Origin of the sequence: Phenylobacterium sp., assembly GCF_030693405.1 — a bacterium.
In the GTDB taxonomy this organism is placed as follows: domain Bacteria; phylum Pseudomonadota; class Alphaproteobacteria; order Caulobacterales; family Caulobacteraceae; genus Phenylobacterium.
The window spans coordinates 1-15,574 of record NZ_JAUYAW010000070.1 but is presented as its reverse complement, the minus strand read 5'-3'; the positions used below and the strand labels follow the sequence as shown (position 1 = coordinate 15,574).

Sequence of the window (15,574 nt, the reverse complement as noted above, 5' to 3'; positions counted from 1 at the left end):
GGGCGGAACGTCTCGGGGAGCGGCTGGCGCAGGCCGGAACCCCCGCCGCACACCCCTGGCGCGGCGCCGGTCTGGCCGCCCCCGATGCGCTTGAGCAGGCGCGCCTCGGCCCCCTGCTCGACGAGGTGAGCCAACGCCTGGCCGTCCTGTCTGCGGCGGGTCGCGCCGCTGGCGACCTGCTCGGCGTCGGCGAGGCGCCGAGCCTGGCCGAGACGCCGGACTGGATTTCAGCCCTGCGCCATCTGGCTCAGCGCCAGGAGGCGGCGATCGGCGCCATCGCCCATCCCCTGGCGGTAGGCCTCGCCGATGTCCTCGCCGAGACTGCGGGCGCGGCGGTGCGTCTGCAGGCCCTGCGGGCGCGCCTGGAGCCGCTGATCAGGCCCGAGGCCTGGCGGGAGGACTGGGCGACCTGCCGTCGTATTCTGGCGGGCGAAGGCGGCTCCCTCCTCCGCATCTTCTCTGGGCGTTACCGCGCGGCGGTGGCCGATCTTCGAGGCGTCTGGATTGGGAAGCTGCCTAAGCAGGCCGCGCGCATCGCGGCCCTCGATGACCTCATGACCGCCCAGGCCCTCGCCCGGGCCGTGGACGAGGCTCAGGCGCGCCTGCGGCCCTGGCTCGCCGATCGCTGGCGCGGCGAGGCCACCGACTGGGTCTTCGCCGCCGATCTCGCCGCTTGGCTGCAGGCCGCTGCGCGACACCAGCCCCGGATCAGCCTGGTCGCCCGCGAGGTGCTGGGCCGCGCGCCAAGCGCTGCGATCCAGGCCAGCGCGCTGGAGGACGCCCAGGTCGCGGCGCTCGGCGCGTTCGACGATCTGGCCGCCCGGCTCAGTCTGGATGAGGCGGTGGCCTTCGATGGCCGCCCACGTGGCGAGCTGAGCGCCGCCGACCTGGACCACAACGTCCAGCGCTGGCGCGGCCGGCTAGCCGACATCGTCCAGTGGCCGCCGATCCGGGAAGACCTGGCCTGGCTGACCCAGTCCGGCGCCGGCGAGTTCGCCCGGCAGGTCTTCGACGGCGACATCGCGCCCGCCCAGACCGCGCCGGTGTTGATGCTGGCGGCGTATGAGGCGATGTGGAAAACCATGCTCGCGGCCGACCCCACCCTGGGGCAGGCCCAGGGGGATGACCTCGATCCGGCTGTCCGGCGTTTTCGCGGAGCCGACCGGGCGCGGATCCGGTCCCTCGCCCGGGAAGTCGCCCAGATCCATATGGTGCGTCGCCCGACAGGCAGCGCCGGCGCCGTCGGGGTGCTGGTGGACGAGATGAACAAGTCCCGCCGCCTGAAACCTGTTCGACAGCTCATGGAGCAGGCCGGGGAGGCCATCCTTCGGTTCACGCCAGTCTTCCTGATGAGCCCCCTGTCGATCGCCCAGTACCTGAAGCCCGGCGTCGTGCAGTTTGACCTGCTGGTGATCGATGAGGCCAGTCAGGTCAGGCCGGAGGACGCCCTGGGCGCCATCGCCCGGTGTCGTCAGGTTGTCGTGGTGGGCGATGACCGTCAGCTTCCGCCGACCAGCTTCTTCAACCGTATGGTCAATGACGACGGCCCCGACGACGACGAGGACGAGGTAGCCTCTGACACCTCCAGCGTCCGCAAGGCGACGGTCAAGGACGTAGAGAGCATCCTGAACCTCTGCTCACGTTTCCCCGAGCGGATGCTGCGCTGGCATTACCGCAGCGAACATCCCGCCCTGATCGCCACCTCCAACCGCAACTTCTATTGCAACCAGCTGATGATGCCGCCCTCGGTGGTGGCGCGGGCCAGCGATGGCGAGACCGGTCTCGTCTTTCACGCCGTTACGCCCGGCGGCTATGAGCGCGGCCGCACCGCGCGCAACGAGATTGAAGCCGAGGCCGTCGCCCAGGCCGTCCTGCGCCACTCTCGGGACCGGACCGACCTTTCCCTGGGCGTCGGGACGTTCTCGGTGGCCCAGCGCGACTGTGTTCGGGACCGCATCGATGACCTAGCCCTCAAGCACCCGGAACTGGACGCCTTCATCAAGGGCACAGCGACCCGGGCGCCGCTTTTCGTGAAGAACCTGGAGAATATCCAGGGCGATGAGCGCGACGTGATCTTCATCTCGGTTGGCTATGGCAAGGACCGCGACGGGCGGCTGACCCAGAACTTCGGGCCGGTCGGGCGCGAGGGCGGAGAGCGGCGTCTGAACGTGCTGATCACCCGGGCGCGGAAGCGCTGCGAGGTCTTCTCCTCCCTGGAGCCTGACGACATCAAGCTGGACGCAGGCGCGAGGCCCGGGGTGGTGGCGCTCAAGGAGTTCCTGACCCTGGCCCGCCACGGCTACAGCGATCTCATCACCCCGTCGGCAAGGGGCTTCGACAGCGACTTCGAGCACGCCGTCAGCCTGGCGGTGCGCGACCTTGGCTATGAGTGCCACCCGCAGGTGGGGATGGCCGGCTTCTTCATCGACCTGGGCGTCATCGATCCCGCATACCCTGACCGCTACATCCTGAGGATCGAGTGCGACGGGGCGGCCTACCACGCCTCACGCTACGCCCGGGATCGCGACCGCCTGCGCCAGCAGATCCTGGAGGCCCGCGGTTGGCGGATGCATCGGATCTGGTCGACCGACTGGTTCTATCGCCGCGATCACGAGATCGAGAAGCTGCGCCAGGCCCTGGACGCGGCCGCCGCCGGCCGGCCCGCGCCTGTAGCGCCGGTTGAAGAGGTCGACCTCCTGGCCGTTGAACGTGATGAGCGCCCAGTCGCTGGCGACGCCGCGCCCGACATCACCTCGTCCGCAGACCCGTCGCCCGCCGGCCTGCCCCCCTACCGGTTCGCCGCGCCTGAGGCGCCCCAGGGAGTCGAGCCTCACCGCATGAGCGCCGAGCAGCTGGCGGTGATCATCAGCGAGATCGTCCGTATCGAGCAGCCCGTCCACGAGGAGGAAGTCGCCCGAAGGCTGGCCACAACCTGCGGGCTGCAACGGGCCGGCAGCCGGGTGCAGGAGGCGGCCGTCGCCGGGCTTCGCGCCGCCGAGGCCCGCGGGGAGGTCCAGTCCGACGGACCCTTCTGGCTGGGTCAGGACTCAGGCGAGGTCCTGCCAAGAACCCGCTCGGCGCTCGCCTCGGGGGACCATGTCCGCAAGGCCGCCATGATCGCGCCCGGCGAACTGGCGGCGGCCGCTGAGCTCGTCCTTCGGCAGAACCAGGCCCTGGAGGCCCCAGAGTTGGTCTCGGAGACCGCGCGGGCGCTCGGCTTCTCGCGCCTGACCCCCGAGCTTTCGGCGGCGATTTCCGCGGCGATCGAGGCGCGGCTCCGGGCTGACCTCGAGATCGACCACCTGAACCGTCTGCGGTTCGCCCCGCCTGCGCTTGGCGTTAGGGCGGGCTAAGCGGCTGGGTCAGGTCGAACGCCACACGGAACAGGCGGCCGGGCCGGGCCAGCTCATAGGTGAAGGTCTGGGGCGACAGCTCCAGGGACCAGACATTGGTGTTGGACACCGTCCGGTCGGTACGGGTGAACAGCGCGATGGAATAGGCGTCCACGGGGAAGCTCTGGCGGCCAGCGGTTCCGGGATCAAGGCTGTCGCCGCCGTACTGCGAGATTTCGTCCTCGGTCCCATCGACGTGGCGGTGGTCGTGCTTGAGCCGCAGCCGGTCCTCGCCGAGGCGGGTGATCACCCAGGTCCGCGACCGGTCCTCCCCCACATGGAAGGGAACGCGGATCTCAGTGTCGCTGCAGCTGGCGACGGTCATGACGAGCTCGGCCTCGCGGAACGCGGCATCGGTCTCGTTGCCAGCGGCCACCTGGCCCTTGAAGCTCTGGCCGCAGACCTGTCGCAGGGCCGTGAAAAACTCGCCGGCCGGGCTTTGCGCCAGGGCGGCAGGCGCAGCGGTCAGCCACGCGGCGGCGGCCAGGGTCAGGGCGAATCTCATGGTCGGCGTCTCCAGCTACAGAAAAGCGCCTTGCGGCCCCGATGATGACCCTAGGGGCGCCAACGCCCGCCGTCCAACCACACCGGCCCGAGGGGATCGGCGGCGGCTCTCGGCGGCCCCGCCCATGGGTTAGGCTGCTGGCCAGTGTTTCAGTCGATTCGGATAGCCCCATGAGCAAGCCCCCAGAGCTGAACTACCGGCCCCTGAGCGACGGGCGCTACGAGGTCTGGCTGCATGCGGTGGTCACCCAGGACGCCCTGCTCGGCCTGCACGGAGTCCTGGCCCAGTATGGCGCCGAGGGGCCTCCCGAAGCGCCAGAGCCTGAAGATCCCACCGCCGCTGGCGAGGCCGAGCCTGACGAGGGCGGCGGCAGGGCTCACTGACGCTCAACGGCCAGGCGGGGCTTTCAGGGAGCGCAGCATCAGCTCATGGACATAGGCGGCCACGTCGGACAGCGCCGCATCCAGGGCGTCGCGCACCGCCGGCAGGCGTCCCTCCCCGTGGACCTCGGCGGCCTCGCAGGCCGCAGCCAAGGCGCCGGCGCCGATCCCCCGGGCCGTCCCCTTGATGGTATGGACCGCGTCCGGCCAGCCCTCCTGGCCAGGGGCGATCAGAGGCGCCCACAGCGCCGCCTGCTGGCGAAACAGCTCCAGCACCTCCTGCACCACCTCCAGGTCGCCGGCGGCGTAGGATTCCAGATAGCCGAAGTCCACCGCCCCGGTCAGATCACGCCTGGCCATAATTCTCTTCGCCCCTCGCTTGCCAAGCCGAGAAATCCGGCTATGTTCCGCGCCCTCGCCGGGACCCCCGCCAAAGGGGTCCGACGCGATGGGTGCATAGCTCAGTTGGTAGAGCAGCTGACTCTTAATCAGCGGGTCGTAGGTTCGAATCCTACTGCACCCACCAAGTTTTCCCTCGAAAACTGAAGGTGGCCGGTCCCCATGGGTGTCGGGGGCCTTCGGAGCATTGTGCATGTGGCCGCTCGTCGTCCTCAGCCTCGTCGCGATCAATGCGGCGACCTTCGCCCTGTTCGCCATCGACAAGCATCAGGCAAGGACCGGAGGCCGCCGGATCCCCGAACGCACCCTTCTGTTGATGGCCGTCCTGGGCGGCTCCGCCGGCGCTGTGGCCGCCCAGCAGGTCCTGCGTCACAAGACGCGCAAGCAGCCGTTCGGGGCGAGGCTGGCCTGGATTATCGGCGCACAGGCGGTCGGCCTCGTCCTGGTGCTGGCCCGGTTTCAGGAGTGAACCTGTAAGGCCGCGGGGGCGGGCTGGGCTATGGCCTCAAGCGGGATGGCAACGCTTCAGCCTGCCGGGCGTTGGCCTCAAGGCGAGCGCCGCGGACTGTCGGCGCCTTTATCGCAAGGCTATGCTCGCCTCCCCTGCGTCCGTACGAACTCAAGGATGATCTGACATGTCTGCGCCCGCGCTTCGCCTCGCCCTTTTCGCCACCTGCCTGATGGCCGCCCCCGCCATGGTCCAGGCCCAGTCGGCCACGCCCCAGGCCGCCGCTGCGCCGGCGGCCGCCTTCGAACTCGCTCCCCTGCCCTATGGTTATGAGGGGCTGGAGCCGGTGATCGACGCCCAGACCATGCAGATCCACCACGGCCGCCATCACCAGGGTTATGTGAACAACCTCAACACCGCGGTCGCCCAGACCCCGGCCCTGGCCGGCAAGTCCCTGGAGGCGATCCTCGGCGAGGTTTCGAAGCACCCGGCCGCGGTCCGCAACAATGCCGGCGGCCACTACAACCACACCCTGTTCTGGACGCTGATGGCGCCCGCCGATCAGGTCGGCGAGCCGTCTGCAGCGCTGAAGGCGCAGATCGACAAGGACTTCGGGTCGATGGAAGCCTTCAAGAAGGCCTTCGAGGCCGCCGGCGCCCAGCGCTTCGGCTCAGGCTGGGCCTGGCTGGTGTGGGACGGCGACAAGCTGGCCGTCGCCTCGACCCCGAACCAGGACAACCCGCTGATGGACGACGCCCCGGTGAAGGGCGCGCCGGTCATCGCCAACGATGTGTGGGAACATGCCTACTACCTCAAGCACCAGAACAACCGCGGGGGCTATCTCAGCGCCTGGTGGAGCGTGCTCAACTGGAATGAAGCCAACCGCCTGTTCGACGCCGCCCGACAATAGGGCGGAGGTGCGCCCGGCTCGCGCCCCTTCGGCGCGCAGGCCGGGCGCGTCCCCAGATAGCGGGAGGTCCAGCGGGTAGGCGCCCGCCGCGAGGGGTCAGGGGTTGAGCGTGGCGTCGTGGTCCGCCGCAGGATGGACTTCCGGCGGATCATTGAGCGGCGGCAGATAGGCGGCCACCAGATCTTCGCGCTCGGCCACCCTGACCGCGCGCCGCACGTTCAGCCGAAGCAGCAGTTCAGCACCGGGCCAGCGCTGGCGCACATCGTCCAGGCGGCCGCTCAGATCATCGGCCATGACGTTCTCGGTCTCCCCGGCGTAGAGGAGCCGCGTCTCGGCCCCTGGGCCGGTTTCGGCGATGACATAGTTCGCCCCCGCGGTCGGCGGGATGCGGTCATCCTCCAGGGCGGTATAACGATAAGTAGCGCCGGACTTTCCGGCGAAATCGAGTTGGCGGGCCAACGCAACGCTCCCAGCCTTGAATACGCATTTGCAGATATGTCGGCAGGGGGGCCGCCGACGCCCCTCTCTACACGGTCAATTCGGGCGAAAGCGAGACATCATCGGCGGCCAAGCTTGGGATTTTCCACCGGTTTGGCCCTGGGGGAACAACCGGCGCCATAAGACGTTCCGACCAGACCCCGGGCTCTGCTAGGATTTCGGCGAGGCGGCGTCATTCGAATCCGCCCTGAGTTTGGAGCCGCACCATTTCCAAGGTTTCCCCCAATGGCGACCAGCCCGCAGCCTTTGAGCTCGTCGGCGACGGGGATTCGCGAACGGTCCGCCTGACCGGAGACTGGACGCTGAACGCCCTGGACCGTGAAGGCCGCCGCCTCAGCGCGGCCCTGCGGGACGCCCCGGCGCAGCGCTTTGATCTCACCGAGGTCGGCAAGCTGGACACGGCCGGCGCCTTCGCCCTGATCCGCGCCGCCGGCGGGGCGCTGGATCCGGCCAAGGTCGAGGCCCGTCCCGAAAGCCAGCGTCTGATCGAACTGGTGGCTGAGGCGGCCGCCAAGCGGGAGGCCCCGAAGCGCGAGCCCCGCGGCTGGCACGAGATGACCGTGCGGATCGGCAAGGGGGTGGTCGGCACCGGCTACGACGCCTTCGACACCCTGGTCTTCGCGGGCCACCTGCTGATCGTGCTGGCCAAGAGCGTGGTCAATCCCATGCGCATCCGCTGGGCCTCGGTCTTCTCGCTGGCCGAGCGGGCCGGCCTGGACGCCATCCCCATCGTGGCTGTGACCTCGTTCTTCATCGGCGCGGTCGTGGGCCTGCTGGGCGCCAACATGCTGCGGGAGTTCGGCGCCCAGGTGTTCGCCGTTGAACTGATCGGCGTGGCGGTGCTGCGGGAGTTCAACATCCTGATCACCGCCATCCTGCTAGCCGGCCGATCGGCCTCATCCTTCGCCGCCGAGATCGGCTCGATGAAGATGAACCAGGAGGTAGACGCCATGAAGGTCATGGGCGTCGATCCCTTCGAGGCGCTCGTCTTCCCCCGTTTCATGGCCCTGCTGGTGACCATTCCCCTGCTGACCTTTGTGGCCACCCTCGCCGGCCTGTGCGGCGGCTTGGCGGTGACCTGGAGCGTGCTGGACATCGGGCCGAGCTTCTTCTTCCAGCGGATCCTGGAATATGTCGGCCCCACCCACTTCTGGGTCGGCCTTTCCAAGGCCCCGATCATGGCCATCGTCATCGCCGGCATTGGCTGCCGTCAGGGGATGGAGGTTGGCGGCGACGTGGAGTCCCTGGGACGGCGGGTGACGGCGGCGGTGGTCCACGCCATCTTCGCCATTATCATGATCGATGCGGCCTTCGCCCTGCTCTATATGGAGCTGGACATTTGACCGACCTCGGCCCCCTTCCCGACGCCCCGGACGACGCAGAGGGCGACGACTTCGTGATCGAGGTCGAAGGTCTGCGCTCGCAGTTCGGCGACCATGTGGTCCATGAGGACCTCAACCTGAATGTCCGACGCGGCGAGGTCGTGGCGGTGGTGGGGGGGTCCGGCTCGGGCAAGTCGGTCCTGCTGAACTCCATCATCGGTCTGAAGGTCCCCGAGGGCGGCACGGTGAAGGTCTTCGGCCAGGACGTGAGCCGTGGCCGCGAGACTGGGGGACTGGAGCGCCGTTGGGGCGTTCTGTTTCAGCACGGCGCGCTGTTCTCCAATCTGACCGTGCGGGAAAATATCGAGGCGCCCATGCGCGAACACACGAAGCTTTCGGTCAAGGAGATGGAAGAGCTGGCGGACCTGAAGATCGCCCTTGTGGGTCTGCGGCCTGACGCCGGGGCGCTGAAACCTGCGGAACTTTCTGGCGGCATGCGCAAACGCGCGGCGCTGGCCCGAGCGCTCGCCCTCGACCCCGACCTGCTGTTCCTCGATGAACCCACGGCGGGCCTTGACCCCATCGGCGCGGGCGCCTTTGACGAACTGATCCGCGACCTCTCCGACAGCCTCCACCTTACGGTGTTCATGATCACCCACGACCTCGACAGCCTCTATACGATCACCGACCGCGTGGCGGTGATCGCCGACAAGAAGGTCGTCGCCGAAGCGCCGGTCGCCGAGCTGGAATCCTCTGACCATCCCTGGATCCAGGAGTACTTCCTCGGCCCCAGGGGCCGCGCCGCGGCGAAAGCCACCGCCCAGGGGAGCCGGGCCTGACCATGGAAAAGAACGCCAACTACGCCCTGGTGGGGCTCTCGACCTTGATCCTGTTTGTCGGTCTGGTCATCTTCAGCATCTGGCTGGCGCGGGTGGCCTTCGCCCGGGACTATGATGTCTACGACATTCTGTTCCAGGGTCCGGTGCGTGGCCTGACCCAGGGCGGCGAGGTGCACTTCAACGGCATCAAGGTCGGCGAGGTCACAGACATCTCGCTGGACCGGACCAATCCCAGCCGGGTGATCTCCCGGGTGCGGGTGAATTCCGACGTGCCGATCCGCGTGGACTCCTTCGCCACCCTCGAGCCTCAGGGGATCACCGGCCTGAACTATGTGCAGATTTCGGCCGGCACCTCGACCAGGCCGCTGCTGAAGGAAGCCTCTCCCGAGGGCAAGGTCCCCGTGATCCAGAGCCAGCGCAGCGCCCTGGCCGACCTCCTGGAAGGCGGCGGCACCGTGTTGTCGCGCACGGTAGAGGCTCTGGACCGGGTCAACCGCGTCCTGTCGGACGAGAACATTCTCACCCTGGGGGCGGCGATCTCCGACGCCCAGGCGGTCACCGCCGAGCTGCGCGAGCGCAAGGCGATCATCGCCGACGCCCAGGTCGCCCTGCAGAATATCGGCGAGGCCGCCGAGGAGGCCCGCGCCCTGGCCGCCTCCACCAGGGACATCGTCGACACGGACGGCCGCGCCGCCATGGCCAGCCTGAGCGAGGCCGCCGCTGAGACCGAGGCCGCCGCCGCCGACCTGCGTCGCATGTTGGCCTCTCTTGAGGGACCCACGGCCGACTTCGCCACCTATGGCCTGCCCCAGGTGACCCGCGCGGCCGAAACCCTGCAGGACGCCGCCGAGTCCCTCTCGCGCCTCACCAATGAGGTCAGCGCCAACCCCCGCGGCGTGGTGAGCAAGGGCCCCGCCAAGGAACTGGAGATCCAGCCATGATCGCGCCTCTGCGGACCCTGATCGTCATCGCCGCGGCCCTGGCCCTGTCGGCCTGCGTCTCCCTGCTGCCGGACACCGAACCCTCGCAGCTCTACAGCTTTGGCGCTGGCATGACCGAAGACACCCCGACGCCGCGCAGCGCCGAGTCCTTTGGCCTCATCCTCCCGAGCACGGGTTTCGCACGGGCCGCCAGCGGCGACCGGATCCTCACCATGACCGGGGCCGAAGCCGCCTATGTGGCTAGCGCTCGCTGGGTGGCGCCGGCCAGCGTCCTGTTCGAGGAGGCCGTCGCCCGGGCGTTTGACGCCAACACAGGGCCCGCGCGCCTGGTCACCCGGGGCGAGGTGCGAGAGGCCGCCAGCGTCCTCCGCCTCGATGTGCGCCAGTTCGAGACCGTCTATGACCGGGGCCAGGGTGCTGCGCCGATGGTGGTGGTGCGGGTGCGCGCCACCCTGGTGTCCCGCGACGACCGCACGCTGGCCGCCGAAGACATCTTTCAGGCCGAAATCCGCGCCGGCGATAACCGGGTCAGTCAGATCGTCTCGGCCTATGACGTGGCTGTCAGTCAGGTGCTGGCCGAACTGGTGGACTGGTCCAACCGCAACGGCGCGCCGGCCGCCTAAGCGCGGCGGCCAACTCCAGGACAGCCCGCCCGCAACCCTCGCCTGCGCCTGCGCAGCGTCACAATCGGGCCGGGCGACCGGCCGCAGACTCCCTCCGCCTGCAGACCGTGCAGAGGGCTGTTCGACTTGGGGTCAGGCTGAACGCGTTCAGGTCAGCTTGGCCGCTGGCGGTTCTTCGGGGACGACCTGTCCCTTGATCCGCCGACAGGCGCCACCGACCGTTTTAGGTGATGGTCGACGCCCCTGGCGCCGCCAGGGGACACCTTCATGGCCGAACCCCGTGCAAAATTTGTCGCCTGGGTGGGCGCTCAGATCCTCCCTCATGAGGGCGACGTCCGTCGCTGGCTGAGCCGCGCCGGATGGAGCCGTGACGAAATCGACGACATCGTTCAGGACGCCTACTGCCGGATCGCGGCGCTGGCCTCGGTCGACCACATCCAGAACGGCAGGGCCTATCTGTTCCAGACCACCCGCAGCGTGGTGACCGATCGTCTGCGGCAGGCCCGTGTGGTGTCGCTCGCCCACACGACGGAATTGGCTCTGATGGACGTCTTAGATCATGCGCCCTCCGCCGAGCGGGTGGTGGCCGGCCGGCTGGAGCTTCGCCGGGTCCAGGCTGTCATCCAGGCTTTGCCTGATCGGTGCAGGACGATATTCATGATGCGCCGGGTCGAGGGGCTGTCCCAGCGTGAGATCGCCCAGCGGCTCGGCGTAACCGAGAATGTGGTGGAGGCCCAGGCGGCGCGGGGATTGCGCCTGATCCTGAGCGCCCTCACCGGTGACGATGGAGCAGAAGAGGCGGCCGGCCGTCCACAGCCTGATGTCAGAGGTTCAACCCGCAAGAGAGATCGATGACGAGGCGGCCCTCTGGGCCGTGCGGAGCGATGCGCGGGAGCTCGAGCCCAGGACCGAGGCGGAGCTGGCGGCGTGGCTGGCGGGAGATCCCCGTCGGCAGGGGGCGTTTCTTCGCGCCCAGGCCGCCCTGAGCCTGGTGGATCGGGCCCGCGCCCTGCCCTCCGACGCCCTGCAGCCGGAGCCTGCGGCCCCAGCCCTACCCCGGCGCGCCTTGCTGGCCTGGGGAATTGGCGGGGCGGCGGCGGCGATGGGCGGCGCGGCCGTCCTGCTGAATCTCCGCACAGAGGCGTTCACCACCGGCCTGGGCGAAATCCGGCGCGCGCCCCTGGCTGACGGCACCCAGATGATCCTCAACACTGACAGCGCCCTGAAGGTCCAATTCACCGCGCGCCGCCGGCAGGTGGATGTGCTCCGCGGCGAGGCCTGGTTCGACGTCGCCCACGACCTGCAGCGCCCCTTCGTCGTCCGCGCCGGCGGGACCCGCTTCGAGGCCCTGGGCACCGCCTTCAGCGTCCGGCAGCGGGGGGAACGGACGGATCTGCAGGTCACCGATGGGGTGGTCGCCGCGTCCCGGTCCGACAGCGACCAGCGCGCCGAGGTGCCCGCCGGGCACCGGCTGACGATCGCTGATGGCGGCCAGCCCTTCGTGGTCACCCCCGACCCGGCCGCGATCCGCCGCAGTCTGGCCTGGCGACAGGGCGAGTTGGTGCTGGACGGCGAAACCCTCGCCGAGGCCGCGGCGGAGTTTAACCGGTACAACACGCTCAAGATCATCGTTGAGGATCCCGAGCTCGGGGCCGAACGCCTGGTCGGCCTGTTCCGCACGGGCGATCCGGAGTCCTTCGTCGCGTCCGTGACCACGCTTCTGGACGCGGAAGTCCGCCGTGAGGGCGAGACCCTGCGTCTCTGGCGCCCGTGATCGCGCCGCAGACCACGACGGCTGATTAATTTTCAAGCGATCGGCCCCGATGTGGCCGGCCACCGCCCCGAGGCCCCCGGAACCCTGACCCCGGCCCGTCCTCCCCCCTGACGCCGGATGGAGCCGGTGTGAGCCATGGGGGATAGGATGAGCACCAACACCAAGACGATGACCGCCTTGCGGCGGAGCCTTTTCGGCGCCTGCGCCGTCGGCGCCATGCTGACCGCCGCGCCGGTCTGGGCGCAGGTTCAACCTTTTCAGGTCGCGCCGCAGCCGGCCTCGACAGGCATCGCCGAGTTCGCGCGGCAGGCCGGGGTCCAGATCCTCGTCGCCGCCGACCAGGTGCGCCACAAACAGACCCGCGGCGTCCAGGGGGACCTGCCGGTCCGCCAGGCCCTGAAGGGGCTGCTGGCCGGCACAGATCTGGTGATCGTCGCCGATGATGGCCGCACCATCACCCTTGGCCCCGCCCCGACGCCCCTGATCCGCACCGCCTGGCAGGCGCCCAACCCGCCGATGGCGACGGCGCCGGCCGCGCCGATGCCGGTGGCCGCCGCCGCGGAGGTGGAGGTGGGCGAAGTGCTGGTGACCGGCTCCCGCCTGCAGGTCAGCGGCTTCCAGGCGCCGACCCCGGTCACCACCGTTGGCGCGGCCGAGATCGACCAGCGCGCCGCCGCCAGCGTGTTCGAAATCGTCCGCGACATCCCCAGTTTCCGAGGCTCCAGCGGCCCGAGCGTGAACTCGACCGGCGCTCAGAACGCGTCCAAGGCCAACCTCGATCTCCGCGGCCTGGGTAGCCAGCGGACCCTGGTGTTGCTGAACGGCCGTCGCCACGTACCGGATGGGCAGACGGGTCTGTTCGACACCAACCTGATCCCCACCAGCCTGATCGAGCGGGTGGAAATCGTCACCGGCGGCGCCTCGGCCGCCTATGGCTCCGACGCCGTGGCCGGTGTGGTCAACTTCATCCTGCGCAACCGCATGGAAGGTCTCGACCTCAACCTCCAGTACGGCGTCTCCCAGGAGGGGGACAATGTCGAGGTCAACGGCTCGACCGCCTGGGGCGCCTCCTTCGCCGACGGACGGGGCCACTTCATCATCGGGGGCGACTTCACTCTGAACAATGGCACGGGCCTGATGGACTCCCGGGAATGGGGCGAAAGCTATCCCGGCGTGCTGTCGCTTCCGGCCAACCGTCCTGCTGGTCTGCCGGCGACGATCATCTCCAACAACGTCTTCACCTCGGCCTACAATTCCAATGGCCTGGTGCCCTCAGGCCCCCTGCGCGGCACGGCCTGGAACGCCGATGGCGGCATCTACCAGTATCGGTACGGCTCGATCATCGGGAACACCGAGATGATCGGCGGCACGGTGGACAGCTGGGAGAACCCCGACCAGCGCCTGCGCCCGGCCTATGATCGCAGCGCCGCCCTTGCCCGGGTAGAGTATGAGCTGACGCCGGACATCAACGCCTTCGCTCAGCTGCACTACGGCAACCTGCTGACCTATGGGCAGTCCTTCGGGGCGCGGATTCCCAACTACAACAACTACCCCGTCCTGATCACCAACCCCTTCCTGCCGGCCTCGGTGGTCACCGCCATGCGCGCGGCCGGGGTGGATCGCATTCCCTACAGCGCCACCCGCCGGGATGATGTGGGCTCGATCCGCTCGCGCAACCGCACGGAAAGCCTGCAGGCTGACTTCGGTATCGACGGGACGGTCTTCGACGACTGGAAGTGGGATGTGGGCCTGGGTCTGGGCCGGGCCACCTTCAACCCGAACCTCAGCGGCACGCCGCGTACGGCTGACTTCTTCCAGGCCGCCTATGTGGTGACCGGGCCCGACGGCAAGCCCGCCTGCGGGCCGGTGGAGACCAACCCCCACTTCAACGCCCAGCGGCCGGAAGAGCGGGCCAAATGGATCGCCAACCTGTCGCCCGGTTGCGTGCCCTACAACATCTTCGGCGCCAATGTGGAGCAGAACAAGGCCGCCCTGGCCTACTTCAACTCCGCCTCGCAGCAGATGAACGACCTGCGCCAGTACACCGTGCAGGCCAACCTGGCCGGCGAACTGTTCGACCTGCCGGCCGGCCCCGTCGCCATCGCCACTGGCTTTGAGTGGCGCAAGGACACCGCTGATGTGAACGGGTGCCCCGACTGCAAGCGGGGCGCGCTGATGAACCAGAACTATCCCACCTATACCGGCGAGATCGAGGTGAAGGAGGCCTATCTGGAAGGCGGCGTGCCGGTCCTGCGCGACCTGCCCTTCGCCCAGGCCCTGGACCTGAACGGCGCGGTGCGGCGGACCAACTATTCCACCTCCGGCTCGGTCACCACCTGGAAGGTCGGCGCCACCTGGGAGCCCGTGGACGCCCTGCGTCTGCGCTTCACACGGTCCCGGGACATCCGCGCGCCCAACATCAACGAGCTGTTCAATCCCGGCTCCGAGGGCAATCCCAACGTGGTGAACCGGGTCACTGGCCGGTCCGGCTTCACCAAGAGCAACACGGTGGGCAATGACCAACTGGTTCCAGAGACCGCCGACACCACCACGGTCGGCGTGGTGTTCCAGCCGACCTGGGATTGGGCCACCGGCTTCCGCGCCTCGGTCGACTACTACGACATCGAAATCCGCGACGTCATCGCCACCCTTGGCGTCCAGGAAATCCTCGACCGTCTGCTGGTGGGCGGGGACCAGTCCTATGCCCGGTTCGTCGAGCTCGATCCCAGCAGCCCGATCGGCGTCTCCCGGGTCAATGTGCCCCAGCTGAACCTCAACGCCCTGCGCACTAACGGGGTGGATATCGAGATGGCCTACCGGGCCCCGCTGGAGAATTTCGACCTGCCCGGCGACCTCACCCTGCGGGCCCTGGGCACCTGGGTGGATGACCTGCGGACGATCGCCGGAAGGCAGGACACCGACAACGCCGGCGCCACCCTGCCCACCTGGTCGTGGAACGGCCAGGCCACCTACAATCTGGGCAGGCTCACCGCCAACCTGATGGTCCGCTACACCAGCACCATCAAGTACAACGTCAATCTGGTCGGTCCCGAAGACCCCAACTACAACCCGGCCGCCTCCAACAGCGTCAACAAGAACGTCTGGCCCGAGGCCGTCTACTGGAACACCAGCCTGCGTTACCAGGTGGTCGACCGCCCGGGTCGCCAGATCCAGGCCTATCTCAACATCGACAACCTGTTCGACAAGGACCCGCCGATCGTGGCGATCAGCCTTGGCGGCTCGCCCTACGACCTGGTCGGCCGCGCCTTCAAGGCCGGCGTGCGGATGAGCTTCTAGATGTCGCCCCCCATCACCTCAAAAGGACGCCGCCACGTGATCAGACACGCCATCCTCGCCGCCGCCGTCGCCGCGCTCTCCGGACCGGTCCTGGCGCAACCCGCCGCTCACGACGCCTATCTCCGCTCGACTCCAGAAACGGTTCTGCGCGGGTCCATCTCGGCCACCCGGGCGCCGGTACTGCGCATTGCGTCTGGCCAGACCGTGCGGATCGACACGGTCTCCCATGGGGGCCTCACCGACGAC

General features: G+C 68.8%; 15 protein-coding genes and 1 tRNA gene. 13 read left to right on the top strand and 3 right to left on the bottom strand.

Features of this window, described 5'->3' with window-relative positions:
* On the top strand, positions 1 to 3,353 hold a 3,353-nt coding region (locus Q8N19_RS14780), incomplete at its 5' end, for a DUF3320 domain-containing protein (RefSeq protein WP_305591958.1).
* On the opposite strand, the gene Q8N19_RS14775 is transcribed toward Q8N19_RS14780, so the two are convergent.
* Positions 3,340 to 3,897 (bottom strand): hypothetical protein, encoded by a 558-nt coding sequence (locus tag Q8N19_RS14775; RefSeq protein ID WP_305591957.1) that lies wholly within the window; start codon positions 3,895 to 3,897, stop codon positions 3,340 to 3,342. The two genes, Q8N19_RS14780 and Q8N19_RS14775, sit on opposite strands and share 14 nt — an antisense overlap.
* Before the next feature lie 170 nt (positions 3,898 to 4,067).
* Between Q8N19_RS14775 and Q8N19_RS14770 the strand changes: the two genes are divergently transcribed.
* Positions 4,068 to 4,280, top strand: coding sequence for a hypothetical protein (locus Q8N19_RS14770; RefSeq protein ID WP_305591955.1), 213 nt, complete (start codon positions 4,068 to 4,070; stop codon positions 4,278 to 4,280).
* A gap of 3 nt (positions 4,281 to 4,283) precedes the next feature.
* Here Q8N19_RS14770 and Q8N19_RS14765 read toward each other — a convergent pair whose 3' ends face one another.
* Positions 4,284 to 4,637, bottom strand: a complete 354-nt coding sequence (locus Q8N19_RS14765; protein ID WP_305591953.1) for an Hpt domain-containing protein — start codon at positions 4,635 to 4,637, stop codon at positions 4,284 to 4,286.
* Between the two features lie 90 nt (positions 4,638 to 4,727).
* Between Q8N19_RS14765 and Q8N19_RS14760 the strand changes: the two genes are divergently transcribed.
* The 3 genes from Q8N19_RS14760 to Q8N19_RS14750 all read left to right on the top strand — a co-directional run bounded on the left by Q8N19_RS14760 (position 4,728) and on the right by Q8N19_RS14750 (position 6,034).
* Positions 4,728 to 4,803: transfer RNA gene (locus Q8N19_RS14760), tRNA-Lys, on the top strand.
* A 66-nt stretch (positions 4,804 to 4,869) separates the two neighbouring features.
* Complete coding sequence (locus tag Q8N19_RS14755; protein ID WP_305591951.1) at positions 4,870 to 5,145, top strand: DUF1294 domain-containing protein; 276 nt, start codon at positions 4,870 to 4,872, stop codon at positions 5,143 to 5,145.
* A gap of 211 nt (positions 5,146 to 5,356) precedes the next feature.
* A complete protein-coding gene (locus Q8N19_RS14750) occupies positions 5,357 to 6,034 on the top strand; it encodes a superoxide dismutase (protein WP_305591961.1) in 678 nt (225 codons plus the stop codon).
* 96 nt (positions 6,035 to 6,130) lie between these two features.
* Here Q8N19_RS14750 and Q8N19_RS14745 read toward each other — a convergent pair whose 3' ends face one another.
* Entirely contained in the window at positions 6,131 to 6,493 is a 363-nt protein-coding gene (locus Q8N19_RS14745) for a hypothetical protein (RefSeq protein WP_305591949.1), read from the bottom strand.
* Between the two features lie 245 nt (positions 6,494 to 6,738).
* Here Q8N19_RS14745 and Q8N19_RS14740 point away from each other — a divergent pair, with 245 nt between their 5' ends.
* The 8 genes from Q8N19_RS14740 to Q8N19_RS14705 form a co-directional block, all read left to right on the top strand.
* Complete coding sequence (locus Q8N19_RS14740; RefSeq protein WP_371133869.1) at positions 6,739 to 7,875, top strand: MlaE family lipid ABC transporter permease subunit; 1,137 nt, start codon at positions 6,739 to 6,741, stop codon at positions 7,873 to 7,875.
* Positions 7,872 to 8,693 carry an ABC transporter ATP-binding protein gene (locus tag Q8N19_RS14735; RefSeq protein ID WP_305591947.1) on the top strand — a complete coding sequence of 274 codons (822 nt, stop codon included), beginning with the start codon at positions 7,872 to 7,874 and terminating at the stop codon, positions 8,691 to 8,693. Before Q8N19_RS14740 ends, Q8N19_RS14735 begins: the two co-directional genes overlap by 4 nt.
* Positions 8,694 to 8,695: 2 nt before the next feature.
* A complete protein-coding gene (locus Q8N19_RS14730) occupies positions 8,696 to 9,634 on the top strand; it encodes an MlaD family protein (protein ID WP_305591945.1) in 939 nt (312 codons plus the stop codon).
* The gene (locus Q8N19_RS14725) at positions 9,631 to 10,257 is read left to right on the top strand and encodes an ABC-type transport auxiliary lipoprotein family protein (RefSeq protein ID WP_305591943.1); all 627 of its coding nucleotides are present in this window, start codon (positions 9,631 to 9,633) and stop codon (positions 10,255 to 10,257) included. Before Q8N19_RS14730 ends, Q8N19_RS14725 begins: the two co-directional genes overlap by 4 nt.
* A gap of 267 nt (positions 10,258 to 10,524) precedes the next feature.
* Positions 10,525 to 11,112, top strand: a complete 588-nt coding sequence (locus Q8N19_RS14720; protein WP_305591941.1) for an RNA polymerase sigma factor — start codon at positions 10,525 to 10,527, stop codon at positions 11,110 to 11,112.
* A complete protein-coding gene (locus Q8N19_RS14715; RefSeq protein WP_305591939.1) occupies positions 11,078 to 12,031 on the top strand; it encodes a FecR domain-containing protein in 954 nt (317 codons plus the stop codon). The genes Q8N19_RS14720 and Q8N19_RS14715 overlap by 35 nt, the downstream gene beginning before the upstream one ends.
* A 147-nt stretch (positions 12,032 to 12,178) precedes the next feature.
* Positions 12,179 to 15,328, top strand: coding sequence for a TonB-dependent receptor (locus Q8N19_RS14710; RefSeq protein ID WP_305591937.1), 3,150 nt, complete (start codon positions 12,179 to 12,181; stop codon positions 15,326 to 15,328).
* A 36-nt stretch (positions 15,329 to 15,364) separates the two neighbouring features.
* Positions 15,365 to 15,574 (top strand): hypothetical protein (locus Q8N19_RS14705; protein ID WP_305591935.1); only part of this gene is annotated, 210 nt, incomplete at its 3' end.

Coding starts and splice junctions, on each gene's coding strand:
- Q8N19_RS14775 (WP_305591957.1), bottom strand. CDS start 3,897: ATGAGATTCGCCCTGACCCTGGCCGCCGCCGCGTGGCTGACCGCTGCG.
- Q8N19_RS14770 (WP_305591955.1), top strand. CDS start 4,068: ATGAGCAAGCCCCCAGAGCTGAACTACCGGCCCCTGAGCGACGGGCGC.
- Q8N19_RS14765 (WP_305591953.1), bottom strand. CDS start 4,637: ATGGCCAGGCGTGATCTGACCGGGGCGGTGGACTTCGGCTATCTGGAA.
- Q8N19_RS14755 (WP_305591951.1), top strand. CDS start 4,870: ATGTGGCCGCTCGTCGTCCTCAGCCTCGTCGCGATCAATGCGGCGACC.
- Q8N19_RS14750 (WP_305591961.1), top strand. CDS start 5,357: ATGGCCGCCCCCGCCATGGTCCAGGCCCAGTCGGCCACGCCCCAGGCC.
- Q8N19_RS14730 (WP_305591945.1), top strand. CDS start 8,696: ATGGAAAAGAACGCCAACTACGCCCTGGTGGGGCTCTCGACCTTGATC.
- Q8N19_RS14725 (WP_305591943.1), top strand. CDS start 9,631: ATGATCGCGCCTCTGCGGACCCTGATCGTCATCGCCGCGGCCCTGGCC.
- Q8N19_RS14720 (WP_305591941.1), top strand. CDS start 10,525: ATGGCCGAACCCCGTGCAAAATTTGTCGCCTGGGTGGGCGCTCAGATC.
- Q8N19_RS14715 (WP_305591939.1), top strand. CDS start 11,078: ATGTCAGAGGTTCAACCCGCAAGAGAGATCGATGACGAGGCGGCCCTC.
- Q8N19_RS14710 (WP_305591937.1), top strand. CDS start 12,179: ATGAGCACCAACACCAAGACGATGACCGCCTTGCGGCGGAGCCTTTTC.